This is a genomic window from Streptomyces griseochromogenes, from assembly GCF_001542625.1.
Classification (GTDB): Bacteria; Actinomycetota; Actinomycetes; order Streptomycetales; family Streptomycetaceae; genus Streptomyces; species Streptomyces griseochromogenes.
In genome coordinates this window covers 3,755,540-3,775,314 of sequence record NZ_CP016279.1, presented here as the reverse complement: position 1 = coordinate 3,775,314, position 19,775 = coordinate 3,755,540, and the positions used below count along the sequence as shown (strand labels likewise).

Genomic DNA, 19,775 nt, shown 5'->3' with positions numbered 1-19,775 from the left:
GGGTTCGGTACGGGCTCGGGGCCCGGTGGGATCGGGGACGGAGAGGGCTCCGGTGGGGGCGGGCCGGGGACCGGCGGAGGCGGTGGGGGCTCCGGGGCCGGGCTCGGTTCGGGGGGTGGGACCGGGGTGGGGTAGGGCTCCGGCGGGGCCGGGGACGGGGGCGGTCCCGGTTGGGCGGGGTCGGGGTACGGGTGCGTCATGAGAGCCTCCGGGCGGTCGCTGGACGTCGCCTCTGGACTACTCCCCCGCGTACCCGGGCGCCGCTGGGCCACTCACCCGTGCCCCCTCGCCGGGCCCGGCGCCCGTGTCAGAACCGTCCCGGGTGGGCGCGCAGCCAGTCCTTCGCGGCCGCGAGCAGCTCCGGGTCGGCCGGCGGGGCCGTCTCGGGGTGGCGTTCGGCCCATTTGACGACGTACGGGCACAGCGGGGCGACCGGGACGCCCTCGCGCTCGGCGACGGCGTACAGCTCGCGTGCCAGGGAGCCCGCGATGCCCTTGCCCTCGTGGGCGGGCTCCACGATGGTGTGGACCGGGACCAGGGCGCGCGCGGGCGATTCGAGGACGAAGTACTCGATGTGGCCGACGACTTCGCCGTTGCCGAGGGCCTCCAGGCGGCCCGCCGCCCGGTCGTCACGGATCTCGATCTCGCTCATGGCACGCACGCTCCTGGTCGTGGTCCGCCGGTCAGGCCGTTACGGCCTGCGGGCTGCGCTCCTGGTCCGAGCCGGGAACCGGCTCGGACGGGTCGGCACCGAGTGCGACGATCCGGTTGGCGGCGTCGACATGCACGACCCGCGGCCTGAACGCGCGCGCCTCGGCGTCGGTGACCTGAGCGTAGCTGATGATGATCACCAGGTCGCCGGGATGCACGAGGTGGGCGGCCGCCCCGTTGATCCCGATGACCCCGGAGCCGCGTTCGCCTTCGATGACGTACGTCTCCAGGCGAGCGCCGTTGGTGATATCCACGATGTGCACGAGTTCACCGGGCAGCAAGTCGGCGGCGTCGAGGAGATCGGCGTCGATGGTCACGGATCCCACATAGTGCAGGTCGGCCTGGGTGACGGTGGCACGATGGATCTTGGACTTGAACAGAGTACGCAGCACTTTGGACTCCTGGAAGACGGCTCCCTGCCGGCTTTTTGCAGGTCAAGGGCGGTCTTCACTCTACACGGGCATGCGTCGAAGTCGACGATTGCGAGGAACATCGCTTCTCGTTGAGACAGGGCTCCCCGCCTGGGCCTCCGCGCCAACCAGGCTGTTGTGACGCCACCGACCGGGTGCCTGTTCGGACAGTCTTTTCAGGATGTTCGGGAACTGATGCTGACCAGATACTGACCTACCTGACGCCTCATCAGGTGCATGTGGGTCACAGGATGACTCGCTGCCCCGGGCGCACGCACTGCAGCCCGCAAGATTCGCGAGGAGCTCACACAGCCGACGTCAGGCGCACGGCCTTCGCGTCGTGCCAGTAGCTTCCCAAAACCTTCAGTTCAGGACCGCGAAGCCACCGACGCTCTTCGCGACCAGTGAGCCGTCTCGTTCCGTTGCCACGACGGGGCCGACCGAATGCTTAACCCTCTCCCCGGTCATCACTATCAGCGCCAAGGGTCTCCCATGGCAAAGCAAGCTCGGCAGCGAGCTGGAAAAGGTCAACAGTAGATCGCCCCGTCGGTACTCCGATTGTGGCCGCCGACAGGACGCGGGTGTGCCGGCCGAGTCTCGGTGGGGCCAGGCGCAACCCCGGCCCCACCCGGTTGGTCAGACGTTGGCCCCAAGTGCGCCCAGCGCCGTATGGAGAACCGGCTCCACGCGCAGGCGCGTCCCGTCCCGGTCGAACACCTGGAGGGCTTCCAGGCAGACGACGGCCTCGCGTGCCTCCCCGGACGAGAGACCGGCCATCTCGGCCGCGGTGACGAGGTAGGCGTCGTCATGCCAATCGGTACCGAGCTGCTCGACGACCCCGTCGTACGCGGCCTTGAGGGTGTCGTTCTCCAGCAGCCCCACGGCGTCGACGAACTGTTCGGCGCCGCTGCTCTGCCCCAGCCACGACGTCAGGTCCGCCAGCACCCGGTCCTGGTCCGGTCGGCGATCACGCAGCTGCAGCGCCTTGTCCAGCAGGTACGGCCAGCCACCGGTCGCCTCCGCCAGGCGCGTCAGCCGTTCCTCCGTCTCGCACAGGCTGTGGCGCTGCGTCCAGTCCTTCAGGCTGCGCAGGTCATGCCGGCGCAGCACCACGATGGTGTCGTGGTCGGCGTCGGGACCGGTGAGGAGGCCGGACCAGAAGCCGAGCTGTTCCACACCCGACACGAGGACCACGGAGCGGGTCGCCTCGGCGGCCTCGGGCAGCACTGCCCTGGCCAGGTCGAAGGACTCCCGGCAGGACTTCTCGCTGCCCAGCGAGAGATCGCTGATGAGCAGTCGCCGCTCGCCCGCGCGGCCGGCGGCGAGCTCCTTGCGGAACGTCTTGGCGCTTCCGATCGCGGGCACGGACCATCCCGCCACCCTGCCCGTCACCTCACGCAGGGTCCGTTCCACATCGGCGACGCCGGTCGCCTGTGTACCGAGAACGACGCGGACTTGGTTCACGTATTCGCCCAGCAGGTAGTCGATCTGGTTGACGGTGAGCGGGGCGGACCTGCCGTCGTAGAGGTCCGGACGGCTCTCCAGGACAACGGTCTCCTCAAGCCGGGACTCTGTCTCCGCCCGCAGCAACCGCGCCTCGATCTCCTGGGCGGTACCGATCATGCGCAGCGCGTTGGGCCCTCGCAGATGCCAGCCCTGCCCGTCGTTGTTCGGCGCCAGGACACCGAGGCCGACCATCTCCTGCAGATAGGCACGGAAACCCTCGCTGTCCAGGTGCTCGAAGCCGCGGGGCCACCAGCCGGCACATTCCTCCCGTAGCTCCCTGTCACTGAGGCGGGTTTCCAGACCGTTGTCCCGGGCGTGCTGGGCAAGCACATTGGCGATGACGTGGTAGCGGTCGTCGAGGGCGAGGGTGTCCTTGAAGGCCGCGGTGATGTCCGAGCGCAGCGAGGTGTCCTGTTCCACCGCGTCGACATCGAACTCCTCGATCGTGTACGGAGGCGGCGCGAGTGGTGCGCGCGCCCGCTTGTCCTGCATGACCTGCACCATCCGGCTGCCGAAGATCTGCAACAGGAAGGGCTGGTACGAGCAGAAGCCGAGCACGCGGTTGACGAGGTCGACGTCGGCGAACTCGAAGCCGAGCGCACGCATCGGGTGCACGATCAGGTCGGCGGCGAACTGTGGGGCGAGCGGTCCCACGACCGTCGGGGTCTGCGCCAGGTGGCTGAACGGGCCGTTCCTGGCGAGCCTGGTGAAGCGCTGCACCGAGTGCAGACCGGCGAACACGACCTTGGCCCGGCCGCGCGAGTCCTCGCCCAGACCGCGCAGCCGGCGGGTCTCCGTGCACTCGGGGACGTCTGCCTCGAAGAAGCGGTCGCACTCGTCGAGGAGGATGAGCAACCGCCGGTCGGGATCCTGAGCGAGCCACCGGGCGATCCCGTCGGTGACCCGCTGCCATGATTCCTGTTGTGGGCCCCGGCGTCGGGGCTCCTCCAAAACTCCCTGCCTGATCAGCTCCTGGTCGAGCGTGGGCCAGATGGCCTCGGCACCGAGTGCGGTGCCCCGGCCGATGCCGATCTTGTCCAGGTTGAGGTAGAGCTTGCGGTAGGCCCCCGGCCGCTGTTCCTCGAAGCGGTCCCCCGCGTCGGCGAGCAGGGCCGACTTGCCGAGACCCCGGCCGCCGTAGAGGATCTGGGTCCCCGCCGGGTCGTGGATGCTCTTGCGCTCGCGGTCCCGTCCGTAGAACATCTCCCGGCCGATCTGGCCCCGCTTCTCCTTGATGTACGGATTCACCGCGGAGAACGGAAGCAGCGTCTCGGTCGTGGCGTCTACCCGCCGGTTGCCGTGCGCGATGAGGTAGGCCAGCGCGGCGTCATCCACCACCATGATCGGCTTGGTGTCCTGGGAGGCGACGGCCAGCTCATTACGGGTTCTGCTGTCCAGCGTCCCGAAGTGGACGACGAGCAGACTGCTCTCGTCGGGGTCCTGCAGAGCGCGGGTGATGAGCAGTTTGGCCGCGGGCCGGCCCCAGATCAGCAGGGTGCGGAGCTTGCCGCCGCGGTCCTTGATCTGCGATCCGAAGGCAGGTGCCCAGGCACGGCCGGTGACGTGCACGGGCGCGAGTTCGAAGAACCGGTAGTCCTTGCCGCGCGGCAGATCGTCCAGAGGCCGTGCGCGCCGGGCCTCGTATCCGACGAGCGCCAGCGCCGGATTGAGGCTCTCGCGCGGATTGATGTTGATACGGTCCTTCGTCGCGGCGAGCGTGCTCCACAACTTCAGCGCCGCGGCGGCCCGTTCGGCCTCCTCCTCCGAGAGTCCTGCATAGTCCAGCACGGCGCGGTCGCCGTACCGGCCACGGGCGCGGACGGCCGCGATCAGCTCAGCGTCGATGCCGCCCGGCAGCGAGTCCGGCACGGCGGGGAAGAACGCCTCCAGGTGCGAGTCCTCGGACCTGATCTCCGGTACCGGTTCGCCCAGTTCGAGGAAGTAGACGAGTTCGGCCGCGGTGGCCAGGCTGTCGGTGTCCAGATTGCGCAGGACTCGTTCGCGGTTCTCCGCGCTCACGTCCGTCAGCGCGGCCAGGCGGGCGCGCAGCCGGTCGGCGGCTTCCTCGCGGTAGCGGGGCAGCAGATCCTCGACTCGGTCGAGGTTGCGGCGGACCGCGGCCAGCGCGCCCGGCCGGTCGTGTTCCAGGTGTGCTCGGGCGTCCGCGAGCAGTTCCTGGAGGCTGACGTCCTGCTCGACCGTGAGTGCCTCGTCGGCCTGGGACCGACGGAGCCGGGCAGCCAGTTGCCGCTGTTTCTCGGCGAGCGCCGCGCGGCGCTCGTTCTCGAACGCGCTGAGGTGTGCGCGACGCTCCTCCGAGAGCGACAAGGTGTGGGCCGCAGGAAGGACGTCGAAGTCCGCGAGGTCCGTGATGGTGCGAATCACGCCGAATTCGTCACGGGCGAGCTGCTGCTCGATCGCGTCGTCCCAGGTACGGTCCACTGCCTTCAGCAAGCCGTGCAAGGTCGGCTTCTCGCCCGGCACGGCCGGCTCGGCCTTGTGGAGCTCGGCTTCCAGAACCGTCTGAACGTCCGGCTCGGCTCCCGTCTCGACCGGTCGACTGTTCGCATCCAGCCCGTCGAAGACCTCGGCAAACAGGTCCCGCGCCACGTAGGCAGCGGCTTTCGCCAGGACGTCGGAGCTGCGTTCGGCCGCGGTGAGGTCGTCGGCGACCCGTTCGCGCAGGCCGAGGAGGGAGAGGCGCAGGGATGCGACGGATTGGAACGCCCACACGTTCTCCTCCGCGCGTCCTGCTTCCAGGTCGCGCTTGACCGCACGCCACTGCCGTACAGCGTCCCGGACGCGCTCGAGGCAGTGGCGGACGTTGTTGCGGCCCGACCCCTGGATGCCACGACCGCCCGGCCCACGCAGCACAGCGTCCATCTCGTCGATCGCCGCCTCGACCTGAGCTCGGCGGGCGAGGTTCTCCAGCAGCTCGTCGACCAGGTACTCGGCGTCCGGGGCCCCGGCCACGATGGCAGTCAGCACGCTGCCGAGCAGGCCGGTCGGCGCCAGCCAGCGCTGCGCCATGGCGCTGGCCCGTTGGAAACGCAACCGAGGTACGGTGAGCAGAGCCTGGCAGGCGTCCACGGCTGCGCGCAGCTCGCCCTCGGTGTGGGAGACATCGGCGACAACGGCATGGGGCGGCGCGATGAGCAGTGCGCCCTGCAGTGCGCGTTCCGCCACCATGGCGGCCACCTCGTGCAGGGCATCGGGCAGTTGCGGGGTGAGCGCCCTCAGCTGCGCACCGACCACGGGCGCACCCGTCACGAGGGCTGCCCGGACCAGCGTGGGCAGCAGGAGCAGGGACAGCGCGTCGCTGTCGCTCTCCTTACGGGCCTCCCACTCGTGCAGCGCCTCCTCGATGACCTGAGCCGCTCGGCCGGTCCTGGAGTGCAGCAGTGTCGCCGCGGCGGCCAGGCACAGGACCGCGGACTCGGTGTCCGGACGGTCGGCGGCCTGCGACAGGTGGGCGGCAAGCCCGAAGCGCTTCTCGGCGATGAGCCGGGCGAGGAAGGGTTCGATGCCCTTCGTTCCCATGCCGTCGGGAGCACCCGTGGTGGCGTCGACAGCCGCGGTCACCGCGAGGTCGCCGATGACCCGCCGATTCGGCGCGGGCTGCTGCTCGGCGGTCTCAGCGGACCGGGGAGGTCGCTCGACCTGGACGGAATTGGCGGTGCTGTGGTCCTGCGTCTCAGGCACGCCGGTGTCAGCCTGCGCGGCGGTGGCCGCCTCCGGGGATATGGCCTGTTCCGACGCCTCGGGAACCTCGGCGGATTCCTCATGCGGGGCGGCGGCCGTGTCGGGATGGGGGGTCCTGTGCTCGGTCAGCGTGATCTGCTGGTACAGGACGGCGGCCACAGCGTACGGGGGATGTGCAACCGACAACTGCTGTTGGAGCTCGATGATCTCCTGCTGTGCGTCGGACCGGTCTTTCATGCCGGCGAGGCGCACCAGCAGCGTGAGAATGTGTGCGCACGCGTCGTCCTGTTCGTCCCACTCCTGCTTCGCGAGCAGTGCCTCCGCGCTCTGCCTGGCGTCCGCGATCACCGCGGCCACCGCACTGCCCGGGGGGCAGCCTAGGGCCGTCACTGTCTCCACCACGTGACGGGCCTCGGCGTTCCTCTCCTTTCGTTCGACGCGTGCACGAACCTCGTCGATCGACCTCAGGACATCGGTGAGGCGATCGGTGACCCCGGTGACGCCGAGTGCGGAGAGCACGCCCCGCACGTGGCAGAACGCCGGGGCGACGGTAGCGAGCGGCACCAAATCTGTGTCGGTGGGCGGGCACCCGTCCAGCAGGGCGGCACGCACGCGGTCGGCGGCGCCCCGTGCCTCCTCGACGACGTGCTTGAGCTCCTCCTCGGCCGAGGCCAGATCGTCTAGGGAGCACCCCTCACCAGGGGGCTGCTCTCCCTGCTGTGCTGAGGGCTCGGCCTGTTCCGGAGCCGAGATGTGATCGGGCCGCCGGGGAGCCGGGACTGCAGCGGTCGGCTGTGGTTCCTGAGCCGCCGCGTCCTCGTCCAGCGCGGTGAGGTGGTCGAACCCGGGAGTCGCGTCGATCACCTGCTGAGCGGCCTTGAGTACCGCCCCCAGTGCGGCCTCGTCCGCCTCCATGCCGAACCAGTCGTGTTCCGCGGCCCATACGAGCAGTCGAGCGTGATGCGCCGAAGCCCGGAGGTGGGAGAAGAGCGCCAGGCGGAGCAGGCACGCGCCCCAGCGGTCCACGAGACCGGGGCTGGTACCGGCGGTCCCGTGCTCAACGATCACGTGATCGATGTCGTTCATGATCCGGGCGGTGAGGTGGGACGCGGCATGCTTGTGGTGGTTCGGCTCCACCCGCTGCAACCGCTTGAGCACCTGCTCGCTGAGCACGCGCCCGAAGCGCCGCGGCTCGACCTTGCGGAAGCCGAGACCTCTCATGATGGCCTGACGGTCCTTGGGGCCGAGGGAATTCAGCGCGAGTTCCGTCTCGCCGACCGTGAGGTCGTCGAGGGCGGCGTCCAGGACCTGGCCGAGCCCGTCGAGCGTTACGGCGAGTTCCTTGAGCAGTCCCACCGGTGTGCCGTGCGGGGAGGACGGTGGTTTGGCGACCACGGCGTAGCTGGCGGTCATTCAGTCCCGATCTCTTGTTTTCTGTGATGTGGATGCGGGGGGTGTGGCGTGCGGCGCGCGCATGTCGGGCCGGTCCGGCTGGGGCGGGTCAGCGCCGGCGAGAGTGTTCCGTGACGAAGGTGTAGCCGGGTGGCAGTTCCCAGCCGTCCGCCTTTCCGACATGGCGGCAGTGCTCGCGGTAGGCAGCGCGCTGTGCATCGGTCGGATTCGAGCCCGCGGGCAGCCTCCGCAGAAAGCCGTGGACGAAGTGCTCCACGCCGTGGACCTGCGGCGGCGCGCCGGCACCCGAGCCCGGTCGTGGCACCACCACGGGGTTCGGCGCGTAACCGATCAGGGCGATGGGCGGCTCACCGTCGCGGGCAGGGTGGTGGGGCTCGCCGTCCGCACCGCGGCTGCCGATGGCCGGGTACAGGTGGTGTTCGGCGAGGAGCTCGTCAACGGCCTGCTCCAGTACGGTGACTTGGTGGGGGGCGGGAGTTGTGTCGTAGACGCCTCGAGGGAGGGCGGCCCGGTCGAGGAGGGCATGTCCGTCGGGCGTGAGGCGGCCGAAGCGTCGCACGGTACGCAGGACGAGACGCCGGGCGTCGAGGCCGGCGGACGAGTCACCGTCCCGGTCGCTACCCGGCGCTCCTTCTCGGGTGAACACTCCCGGGTCGTAGCGGTGCCCGACGAGATGCCCGTCGATGTCGACGGGGTGTTCCAGTTCGACGGTGTGGACCCGGAAGACGGTGCCGCCGCGCGGCCACTGGATGTACAGGCACAGCCCGGGGGAGAAATCAATGGGCCACTGGACGTTCCGGAGCATGCCGGTCTCATCGGTGAGATCCAGAAGTACTTCCTGGACCTCCTCGGACGCGTCGAGCTCGCCGCCGGAATGGCTGAGTTCCAGGCGTACGCGCACGGAGACGGTATCCGTGCCGAGATATGCCAACCCGTCCCGTGCCCTGGGGCTCAACGGCAGTCGGTCCTCCATGAGGTGAGCGAGACGCAGCGGGGTCTGCCAGCAGACCTCGCTGTCGTTGATCCTGAGGTAGTTCGGCGGACCGATCCGGTCACCGTCCACGAGCGGGGTGTCCGCGGGTTCGGCATGGACGTACTGTTCGTCCTCCGGCTGTTCCCCTCGGGGGATGCTCTGTGCGTGCGGCACCGCGACAGGCCGGGGCGGCGCGGGTGGATGCACCGTGTCATGCCAGCCGCGTCCCGCTGGGCGCAGCGGATCACTGTCGTCCGCCTCCTCCGAGCCCGGATGGTGGGACCGCCAGATGCCACCGTTCTGGAAGTCGTCGTCGAGGGTGATCCGTACGTCGCTCCCGGCGCGTATGCCGTTGTCCGTCTCTCCCCGGACGAAGTCCGCGACCGCCAGGTTGGCGCGGCACACCGAGACCGCGTATTCCACTCCGCTCAGCAGTGGTTCGGCACCGTCGACGCCGCGCAGCCACGCCCCGATCGCCGTGTACACGGTGCGGGAACCGTTCAGGCCGTGCCGTCGGTGGATGGCAGGGGCCGCACTGCGTTCCAGGGAGCCGGCGAGGGCTCTCAGGTCGTCGCCGCCCAGCGGCCCGTCGTGGCCCAGGGCGGCCCCGATGCGGGTACGGGTCAGTGCGTAGTGGCCCCAGCTGCGCAGACTGTCGCCGGTGCGCAAGGCGTGATCAACGGTGTCCAGCAGCCCGCTGAGGGCGCTCTTCAGCCGCTCCTCCGTGCCACCCCCGGCCAGGTGAGCGACGGACGCGGGAACGAGGGGGCTCAGCAGTGCTTCGCGCTGGTGGGTCAGCAGGTGCTGCACGAAGGCGGTGCAGTCGTCGAGCCCGGCCTGCGGCGCCGAGCCGTAGCGGGCGTCGACGACGACGTGGCCGTCCTTGTTGAGCCACTTCTGGCGGGCCCGGAACCGCTGCAACTTCGCCTCGCTGAGCTGCAGCGCGGGGCCGAACGCCGTGAGATCAGGGACCAGCAGCTCCCGGCGCACTGGGTGCGGCGCCTCCGACAGCTCGCTCGGTCCTCGGACACCGGCCGGTGCCCCGGACAGCCACGCGGGTACGTCGGCACCCTCTTCGACGCCGGGGTGGCGGCCCTCCTTGTAGACGATCTCCGCGTACAGCGGGTCGGATCCGGTTTCGATGCGCACGAGTGCCCCGACGGGCAGGGCCGGTACTTCGTCGCCCAGCATCAGGGAGGGGAACGCGTCCAGGTCGAACGGACCGTTGCCGTGGCCTTCATCACCGAGTTCGTAGCCGAAATAGGCCGCGTTGAAGGCGACCGCGGTGTGCACCGGACACACGCGGTCGGCCACGACCGCCTCCAGGTAGCGACGCAACCGTTCCAGTTCCTCGGTGGGTGTGCTGCGGTGTCCGCCGGTCATGGCCGGAGTGAGCACAGGCTCGCCGTCGAAGGGCCGCCAGATGTCCGGTCCAGTGCTGATCATCGTGGTCACACCCAGCCGTCCTTTCGTTCGGATCCGCTTCCCGCACGGCGGGATCTCGTGTGTCGGACCGGGCGGATGGCTCGCCAGAGGCTGTCCGGGCCCTCGACTGCTGCTCCGGCTGCGGCCAGCCGTGTGAGGCTCGCGCCTACTGCCGCATAGGGCAGATCGGCGCGACCGCCGAAGTGGCGGCTTTCCCGGATCGCCTTCGGCAGGGGGATCATCTTTCGATTGCTCGGGTTGTAGGAGGATTCGTCGCCGCGCAGTGCGTGCCAGAGCCGGCGGGGGTGTGCGCCCTGCGGCTGGAGCTGCAGCAGCCGGTGGACCTGGAGGTCGACGCGCTGGTCACGCAGCGAGGTGTCGGCACCGCCTCCCTCGCGGGGGCGCGGGCTGTCGAAGGCCTGGGCGACGGCAGGGCGCCGCTCCTCCACGGGCCAGCGGCCGGTGTCCCAGCAGGCCGAGCATCGGCAGCGGGCCGTGGTGCAGCACCCCTGGGGCAGGTCGCTGACGCCGAAGTAATCGGCGAAGACCCGTTGAGCGCAGACCGTGCTCGCGTCGAAGAAGTTCCGGAGCCTGGCCAGTTCCTCGGCGGCTCGGCGGCCGCGTCGGCCGAGCAGCGGGAGGAACCCGTCGGGCAGGGTGCCGGTGCGGGTGATCAGACCGGTGACCAGGCGGCGGCTGGGTGCCGCTGAGACGTCCAGGAGCCCACGGTCGTGGAGATCGGCGAGCAGTTCCCAGGTCGCCGACGGTCCATCGGCGACCGAGCGGTAGCCGGGGCACCGGGCGGCGAGTTCCCGGTCGAGAGCTCGGACGTCGACCTGTCGTGGGGGGTCCCAGGACAGGGCGGTGTCGATGACGGCCTGCTCCAGCCGCATGGACCCGGCCGCTTCCTCGTCGCGCTCCGCTGCAGTAGTAGGGGTCTGTCCTGCGCCGTGGCCGGCCGGTCGGAGGTCGCCGGGTTTGACCGCGCAGAACGGCGGGTGGTCGCCGAGGTCCTCGACGGCGCCTAGGTCGGCGAGCGCGCTGAACGCCCGCATGATGCCGCCCTGGTAGCGCTCCTGGGTGTGCCGGTCGTCCAGCTCGGCCTCGCTCAGCGCACCGCTCGCGGCGTCTTCGGCCATGAGCAGGTCGGCCAGCCGTACCGGATCGAGCGTGCCGTCCCGCTGGGCGAGGACAAGGCTGCCCATGCGCCGGAGCAGCGACGGGGGCAGTTCCTGGCCCGTCATGAAACGGACCATGCGCAGACCCCGGCTCGTCGCGAGGGCGAGACCGCTGTTGACAGGGCCATCACCGGCCGTCCCCCGGCCCGCGCCGTCCCGCCCCGCCCGACCCAACTGCTGGTAGAGCGCGGCCAGGTCGGTAGGCGGCGACACACACATCACGGTGCGTACGTCGGGCCGGTTGACACCGAGCCCGAACGCGGAGGTGGCCACCACCACGACCGGGACGAAGCCGTCGTCGGCTTCCCGGGGCGCCTCCCGGAACTCCGTCATGACGGCCGCCTTCTCCGCCTCAGTCAGACGGCCGTGGAACCGCAGCACGCGGACGCCGGCGTCACCCACGTACTCGCGCAGGTGGGTGTAGAGGGTGTTGACCTCCTTGACGGTGAGGCAGTAGAGGATGGCGTGACCGTCGAGCGCGTCGACGACGCGCTCGACCAGCCCGGCCACACCTCCCTGTCCGAGCCGGTCGAGGGAGCGGCGGAAAACGGCGAGTTCTGGCCTGATCGGGTTCTCGCGCACCGTCAGGAGCCCGCCGACGACTCCGGGATGCTCTGCTTCGGCGGTCGCCTCGGCCGAAGCGAGCTCCGGGACCTCGGCGGGCAGACCGAACAGTCCTTCGCGCAGCGCCTCGTGGACGGCCCTGTTGGCGGTGGCGGTCACCGCGGTGACCGCCACCCCGTGGTCCCGGCGCAGCTCGTCCAGGAACCTGCTGACCCGGCGCACGCTGGGTCGGAAGTCCTCCCATTGCGGGAGGGTATGTGCCTCGTCCACGGCGATCCGGGTCACCCGGCCCGCCGCCGCGGCCGCGCGGACGGTCTCCCGGAAGCGCCGCTGGCACAGGCGCTCCGGGCTGACGTAGACCAGGCGGATACCGTGGTCGGCCCGACCGAGGAGCTGGTCCGTCACTTCTGTCTTGCCGGCCCTGCTGCTGGACTCGCGCAGCGGCGAGATGAGCGCGCGGACCGCGCCACCGATGGACCGGTTCAGTTCGAGGGCCTGGTCGTGCATGAGAGCGACGAGCGGGCTGACGACCACGGTGACGCCGGGTAGGACCAGCGCGGGCAGCTGGAAGGTGAAGCTCTTGCCGAAGCCTGTGGGAAGCAGTCCGAGGACGTTGCGTCCCTCGGCCGCGGCGGCGATGACAGCCTGCTGGGCCGGCTTGAGGGCCACGGGTTCGTCGACGAGCCGCAACAATCCTCCGATGCGGGCGCAGCGGTCCTTGATCTCCTCCACGAGCAGGCCCTGTTCCCGCAGCTTCCGAGTCTCTTCGGTGGTCAGCGCCAGTTCGCGGATGCGCCTGGTGTGCGGTAGGAGGGTCTGTCGTTCGAGGGCTTCGTCGGTACACAGCTCCGCGGCCCGGGCGGGGTCCAGGAGGCTGTGGGCCGCCATGAACTCCCAGATGCGACGCCATCCTTCAGCCATGGTGGCGACGTTGCCGCCGCCGGTGTCGCCGGTTTCCGGGTCGGGGCGCTGCAGTCCGTCATCGAGGCTGCCGAGGAAGGCACGCCGGTAGGAGCGGCGCAGGCTGCTTGCTCCCGCGAGTTTGCGGTCGCTGATGACGACGACGCCGCGGTGGCGGTCGGAGCGGATGAGCCGGCCCACCGCCTGACGCAGCTGGAGCGCGGCGAGCGGCAGGTAGTAGTGCTCGGTGGCGGCACCTTCCGGATCGGGGTGGCCGGCCTGCTCGGCGCGTTCGGCGACTGCCGCGCGCCGAGCCTCCACGATCGGAGCGGCGAACGGTGCGAAGGGCAGTTTGTTGATCCACACCAGACGCAGCCGCTCGGCGTCGGAGACGTCGACCCCTTGCCAGAGTCCCTTGGTGCCGACGAGAAACCCTCCGCCGCCCCGCCGGTCGGTGAAGGCCTGATAGGCCCGGCCGTTGCCGAGGGTGAGCGCCTCGACGACTGGGGTGTCAAGGGCGCGGGAGCGCAGCTCCCGCACGAGGTGGAAGCCGATGCCCGCGGCGGTCGAGCGAGCGGTCGTGAGGATCATGCCGCCGCCGTCGAAGCCGTTGCCGTCGGCGCGTACACGTGTCATTTCGGTGGCGAATCCGGCGACCTGGTGGGCGACGGTCCTCAGGGCGCCCTCCTCCTGCTCCGCCCAGGAGGGGAAGTCGGAGAAGCACACGACCTCGGCCTGACTGCGCAGGGCGAACGGGGAAGGCAGCGCCAGCGTCGGCAGATCGTCGGGCAACCCGAGTCGGGTCCGCATGAAATCCCATTCCCCGGCGACACGCAGGGTCGCGGAGACGTAGTGGACACGATCGAAGGACTCCAGGTAACGCCGCCACTCCGGGTCTGCGGGCAGATCGACGGGACTGGTGGCGACACGGAAGCGATAGGACCGTAGCTCCGCCTTGGGTTCGTCCAGCTCCTCCAGATGTATGACGCGGGAAGGGGGAGCCTCGTCCAGGGTGAGGGCGGGGTCGAGAAAGGCGCGGATGTCGGCCGTGATCCGGTCGAGGGCCGTGGTGAGGGAGTCGGTGTGCTCCGCGAGCGCGGTCAGGCGCTCGCGTACCAGGGGATCGATTCCGGCAGCGTGCTGGACCACGTACCGCTCCAGCGTGATGCGACAGGACACGAGCGCCTTGGCAATGCTCTCCAGCACCAGCGACAGGCGCCGGGTGTGCCGGGTGCCGGAGGTGCCGGCGTAGGGGCTGGCGAGCGTGGTCGCCCGGCTGCCGATGCGTACGCCCACCCCCTTGGCCTGGGCGTCGAAGGCTTGCGCCGCCAGCCGGGGAAGGCGTTCATCATCGAGCAGTCGTTCGAGATCGGCAATCGCTGCGGCGGCCTGCTCCTTGGCGGTGCCCGGGTGCGCGTCCGCCATCCATGCCTGGTACTCCGGCAGCAAAGCTTCCAGGTCCTGGTGGTCGACGGTCACGGTCAGCGCGGACGTGGCGGCGTTCTCCAGCTCATGCGCCTCGTCGATCACGAGGAGCACCTCGGGTCCGACGGCACGCAGGTCGTCCAGGTGAGAGAGGACGAGCGCATGGTTGGCGAGGATGAGGCGGTGGCTGTCGATCGACTCCCGGACGGTGTCGGTGTGCACGGCGAGCGGGTTGCCTGCGGCGGGGCCGTAGTCGCCGTCGCGCTGGGACAGGGACTCCAGCCAGAGCGGCAGGCCGCGCCCGATGTAGTCGGTGAAGGAGGCGGGCAGGTCCACCGGGTCGACCGATCTGGCCGTCCAGGACTGCGGGGGCTCCTTGGCCGCGAGCAGGCGCAGCGCGAGGAAGACGGCGAGTTCGCGGAACCGGCTCCGCTGAGAGAAGCGGGCGCGGGCGGTGCCCGCGGAGCGGCGCCGACGCGTGGCCTCGGCGAGGGTCTTCGTCAGGGCTGCGAGTGAGAGCCGGTTGGACTTGCCCTTGACTAGGTCGGCGACCCCGAGGATGCCCGGCAGGGCCCACTCCAAGTCCTGGATGTCCTTCGCCATCTGGCTCTGCAACTGTTTGGTGTACGTGGCAATGACAGCGGTACGACTGTTACCACCGGCGAGCCAGTCCAGCGCAGCGGCAAGTACCGCATAGCTCTTTCCGGTGCCGGTGGGCGCTTCCAGCAGCCCGCCGACGCCGCGGTCAGTCCAGTCGTGCAGCGTCGCCGTCATCTCCTGCTGGGCGGGCCGGGGTTCAACGCGGGAACCGTGCACGACCCGGGCGAGAGCGGTCGGCTCGACCCGTCCGTCGGCGCCCCGTAAGACGTCCGGCACGTCCACGGCGCCCTTGCCCGGTGCCCTTCCGGCAGGGGTTCGACGCGGCGTGTGCCGCCCAAACTCGGCACCCAACAGGCGGGCCACATGCGCCTGCTCCCACATCCGCGGCTCTCGATCGTTGGCGGCCTCACCCTCGGCCAGTTCCCGCAGCAGCCGCCACGCGTCGGAGCCGGGGCAGACGTCGGCGATGAGATCACGCAATTCGGCCGTCCTGCAGGCGAACTCGGCGGCGGCCCGCTCCAGGAGGCGCACCAGCAAGACCGCGTCGCCGTCCGCAGTATGGGCACGCAGATCCGAACGGGAGACGTCGAGCTGAAGCGCGAGGTCCTGAAGTCGGTGGGACGGGGCTGTCGGCCAAAGGGCGTGCGCGAGGTACAGGGCATCGACGGGGCGCACGGCGGAGAGCGGATCGCTGGCACCGGACTCCTTCGCCGCTTCACTGACGACGGGAAAGTCCAGTGTCGTGCCGTTATAGGCGACCACTACATCGGCGTCCGACAGGAAGTCACTCAGCTCCGTCCACGCCTGTTGCTGGGATAACCCCTGGCCAAGCACAGCGTCCCGCACGCTGCCGTCACGCAACTCCTCAGTGTCACCAGGGAACCTGAGGTACCGCCGCCAGCGGGGCGCCGCAGCGACCCATTCACGATCGGCGCCGAACCTGACCGCTGCCACCTCGTAGACGTGCCGCTCCAAGTAGGGAGCGGTCGCCGTCGTCCGTACGACGCTTTCGACGTCGAGCGCGATAGTCCGCAGCACGGACGTCTCGTCCAACCTTGCAGCAACAGCGGACTCAGCGCCTGGCTGGCGCCGTTCATACGCCACCTGTGGCGGGCGCACCGGTTCCTGCGGAGCAACAGGCAGGAGAAGGTCCCCCGAAGCGATCAGCAGACCTCCGCGGACCGCCTCGGCGACCAGCTTGACTAACCGCTGCTCCGGCAGTGTGCCGAACTGCCTCTTGGCCTCGACGACCAGTTCCCGCTCAGAAATTCCGGACGGGAAGGCGCGGACCAGCTCTGCAATCTTCCGCGACGCCGCAGAAACCGTCTGCCCTTCGGGCATGTACACCCCCTTGCACACGGCCCCGGCCCATGCTCGACCGCGCCGCTCCCTCGGCTCTCCCTCCCCTGGAGACCCGGGACGTGGCCTACATCATAGTTTTATTCGGAAGGTTACGGGCCTTAAGCAGAAATATTCGTGGGCGTCAGACGGACATGGACAGGCGTGATGGTGCTCAGCTTCCACGAGCCGAACTGGCGCACAAGGCGCACGTGATGGAAGATCGGCGTGGTCGCCCGTCCGGTACGCGGCCTCTTCCGCTGCTGCGGCCATCACCCCTTCGCGCATTCCCCCGCCGTCTGCTGGCCCGCTCGCGGCGTGCCTTCACTACGGACGGGTCCGTGCCCCGTCCTCCATACAGGACTTCGGCAGGGGTGACGTCGAGGGGTTCGGCGAGACTTTCCGGATCCAGCCGGAAGCCTTACGACCAATTCTTCGAGCTGGCCGTTACCGAGTTCCACCGTCCGGACCGGACTGGACATGGGAGTGGGAACGGGATGCAGTGTTCGACCGTTACCGCAGCCCGGTTTCGCCGTGAGTCCGCTGCGGGGTATCGCTCGGCTGCCCTGCACGTCCGCTGTGCAGGGCAGCCACCCACCGTGGACGGCTGCAGGTTGGAACCTGTTGGCTACACCGCATCCTCTCGTTGCAACGGCGGTAGAGGGGGGATGGACACGATGACCGCCTCTCAGGCGTTCTCGTCATGGATCCGCGCACCCAGATCCTCCGCCCACTCCAGGGCCCACGCCTTGAGTTCTTCGATCTGCCGGGAGGTGAGCCCGTACGCGGTGTAGTCCTCATCCTCGTACCAGTCCGCGCCGATGAGCCGGTCCCGGAGGTCTTCGAGGCTGAACTCATCGTGGGCGCGACGGCGGCCCAGGGATTCGAGGTCGGCGGCGGAGCGGTGGCGGGAGGCAGCCTGGACGTCGATGAGGTCGCGGACGGTGCCGCGGTCGGCGAGGGCACGGACCTTGGTGCCGATCACGTCGTCGAGGGAAAGAACGGGGCCGTAGGGGGTCTGGGCGGGCGGAGCCCAGAACGCCTCCTTGAGGACGTCGACCTCGCACTCCTCGCCGGTGTCCGGATCGGTGACGAGGAACCGGCCGCTGAGCGGATCGGTCTGGACGTGCGTGGTCCGCCATCCGCGCGCGCTGAGACCTGCTGTGAGTGAGGCGACGATCTCCTGCATCGGAGCGGGGTTCTCGGTGGCGACGTCGAGGTCACGGCTGAAGCGTTCGACCAGGCCGTGGGCCTGCACGGCGTAACCGCCGGTGAGGACCAGAGGGTAGGGGGAGCCGAGGTCGAGGATGTCGGCGAGGAGACGCTCGTGGAGCGGAGTGAGCTTCACGCGGCGGTCGTGTCAGCGAGACCGGTGCGGAGGAGCTCGGGGAAGGCGTCCTCCCAGACCTCGCGGATGTAGGGACTGATCAAGCGCCGCAGCACGGGCCACTGCTCGGTGAGCAGCCGGTGGTGCAGGAGAACCACCAGGTCCTCACTCAGTCCTTCTGCGAGGACGGTCCGGTAGAGCGTCATGCGGGACTTCGGACGGTCCAGACTGTAGCTCGTCCTCCCGGACCAGACGATGTGGAGCGGCAGATCCACGTTGCCCTCGACGGGGCCGGCCAGCTCCTGCAAGCACTCGGGCAGTCGGCTGCGGTAGCGGTCTCGCAGCACCTCGGCACGGGGGGCTGTGATCGTCGTATCCATGCATCCAGTATCGCTGCTGGGAGGCGGCGGAACGGTGGATACGGGGCTCCCCTGTCGTACGTACGGGTCGGGCGCCGCCCGCCCTTCCCTCGGACACCTCACACCGTGGACGCTCATAGTGCAAGGACCCCTTGGCGCATCATGGCCTACCCGTGCAGCCCCCGGGTGGTGCGGCAACCGGCTGCCCTGCCGACCGAGGACCAGCCCCGCTTGCGGGCGCGGGTGATCGTGATGCAACAGGTCACGCGGAGGGCCGCCGCGGTGGAGTGGACTGCGGCTTCGGTCCCGGCGTCGGGAATGACGACGGTGTCGAAGCCGAGGCCCATGACGCCGGCGCAGTGGACGAGAACGACACCGGGGCGGGCGAGGTGGCGACAGCGGCCGGAGGGGGCAGGCGGCATCCATAAGGCACGCCGCTTCGGCCCCGAACGCAGCCCACTCACTCAGGATCCACGCCGCGGACGAGCTGTCGAGGCATGCAGCGAACGTCTCAAGCGAGAGTCAGGCGCCTGTGTCCCGGTCGCCCGTCATGACGGCCAGCTGGTCAGCAAGCTGGGACGCTCCCGCGCCCAATGCTGACCGTTTGCTGACCCGAGCGAGGCCATCAAGCCTCTGACCTGCAAAAACACCCAAACACTAGATCTTGGACTTGAACATGGTGCGCAGCATTCAGAACTCCCTGAATTGAGCTCCCTGCCTGCGTTCTTGCAGTTCAAGGGCTGTTTCCACACCTTACAGTCAGTCGCGTGTTCGGGCAGCTCTCCCCAGATTCTTCAGGACTGATGCTGACCGAGCGCTGACTTCCCTGGAGAGGCATCAGGCGATCGGACGGGCTGCTCGGGGTCGGCATCACCCCCGGGCGGGCCCCCGTACTACCGGGAACAGCGTACGCAATGGCCCCCGAGAACCCTCGTGACGATCACCACAGCGGTGCTTCGCCACCCGACCCTCAGACCGACCAAGATCCCGGGCCGGAACCGGCGGCGAGGCGCAGCGCGGTGGCGGGCCTGATCCCGCTGCCCGCGCCCGTGACGACCGCGGTGCGCCCTTTCGAGGCGCCGGCAGACGAGGCACCACCGCGGCCACAGCGGCATGCGCACACCGGGGGCAACGGCTCCGGACACGGTATGCGAGCGGAGGGCCCGCACGCGGTCCGCAGGCAGCCGTGCGCTTTCGAGGCGGCCACATGGATCGGCTCAGAGCGTGATCGGCCCAGAGCGTGGAGGACGACGATCCAGCGCCAGCCGTCCGGATCACCGTCGAGCGCGATTCCGGCAGCCCTCACAACGCCACGGACGAGGTCGGCCCACTCCTCGCGGTGACACGGCTGGTTGTCAGAGGCGCTGTTCGAGCTGAGCGAACAGTTCGGCAGTAGCGGCGTGGGCACGGGCGGAGACGGGGAACATGTTCAGGAAGCCGTGTATGAGCCTGGAAGCCGCCGGCGGCGAGGTGTTCGTAGTGACTACGACGGGGTCGTTCCCGGCGTAGAGGTACTGGATGTCGGCGATGTTCTCGCTGGTGAGCATGTACCCGGTGGCGTTCTGGGTGCGAGACGGGTAGTCCCCGTCGGAATCGGTCGGCGGGTAGGCCAGGAGCTGGGCGGCCAGCGGGCGGTGCTCGTCGCGGAAGGTCTGGGCGATCACGGCGGCGAGATTGGCGCCCGCACTGTCACCCGCCACGGCCAGGCGATCACGTCGCGCCCCGTAGTCCGTGACGCTGTCGGCGACGTGGCGGGCCGCGGCCAGGCAGTCGTCGTACGGGGCCGGGAAGGGATGCCCGGGTGACCGGCGGTAGTGGACGGCGGCCACGACCGCGCCGACGTCGCGGCACAGGCGACGTGTGACCAGCTGACGCTGCGCCGGTAGCGGACCTTCGATCTGACTCGTACACGTCATCCGGACCAGGGTATGGAGACGCGCGGCG

Annotated in this window: 9 protein-coding genes; all 9 read right to left on the bottom strand. The window is 69.7% G+C overall.

Features of this window, described 5'->3' with window-relative positions; translation table 11 throughout:
* Positions 1 to 307: 307 nt before the first annotated feature.
* A complete protein-coding gene (locus tag AVL59_RS15975; protein ID WP_067304461.1) occupies positions 308 to 652 on the bottom strand; it encodes a GNAT family N-acetyltransferase in 345 nt (114 codons plus the stop codon).
* 31 nt (positions 653 to 683) lie between these two features.
* Positions 684 to 1,103, bottom strand: coding sequence for an aspartate 1-decarboxylase (gene panD / locus AVL59_RS15970; RefSeq protein ID WP_067304458.1), 420 nt, complete (start codon positions 1,101 to 1,103; stop codon positions 684 to 686).
* Between the two features lie 654 nt (positions 1,104 to 1,757).
* Positions 1,758 to 7,742 (bottom strand): hypothetical protein, encoded by a 5,985-nt coding sequence (locus tag AVL59_RS15965; protein WP_067304455.1) that lies wholly within the window; start codon positions 7,740 to 7,742, stop codon positions 1,758 to 1,760.
* 88 nt (positions 7,743 to 7,830) lie between these two features.
* Positions 7,831 to 10,161, bottom strand: a complete 2,331-nt coding sequence (locus AVL59_RS15960; RefSeq protein WP_237281879.1) for a hypothetical protein — start codon at positions 10,159 to 10,161, stop codon at positions 7,831 to 7,833.
* A gap of 5 nt (positions 10,162 to 10,166) precedes the next feature.
* Positions 10,167 to 16,148, bottom strand: a complete 5,982-nt coding sequence (locus AVL59_RS15955; RefSeq protein ID WP_159399925.1) for a DEAD/DEAH box helicase — start codon at positions 16,146 to 16,148, stop codon at positions 10,167 to 10,169.
* Positions 16,149 to 16,833: 685 nt separating this feature from the next.
* Positions 16,834 to 17,493, bottom strand: a complete 660-nt coding sequence (locus AVL59_RS15950) for a nucleotidyl transferase AbiEii/AbiGii toxin family protein (protein ID WP_067304452.1) — start codon at positions 17,491 to 17,493, stop codon at positions 16,834 to 16,836.
* Positions 17,490 to 17,852, bottom strand: a complete 363-nt coding sequence (locus AVL59_RS15945) for a hypothetical protein (RefSeq protein ID WP_067304450.1) — start codon at positions 17,850 to 17,852, stop codon at positions 17,490 to 17,492. The genes AVL59_RS15950 and AVL59_RS15945 overlap by 4 nt, the downstream gene beginning before the upstream one ends.
* Positions 17,853 to 17,998: 146 nt before the next feature.
* Positions 17,999 to 18,253, bottom strand: coding sequence for a hypothetical protein (locus tag AVL59_RS15940; protein WP_159399924.1), 255 nt, complete (start codon positions 18,251 to 18,253; stop codon positions 17,999 to 18,001).
* A 933-nt stretch (positions 18,254 to 19,186) separates the two neighbouring features.
* Positions 19,187 to 19,747 (bottom strand): alpha/beta hydrolase fold domain-containing protein, encoded by a 561-nt coding sequence (locus AVL59_RS15935; protein ID WP_067304443.1) that lies wholly within the window; start codon positions 19,745 to 19,747, stop codon positions 19,187 to 19,189.
* Positions 19,748 to 19,775: the final 28 nt, after the last annotated feature.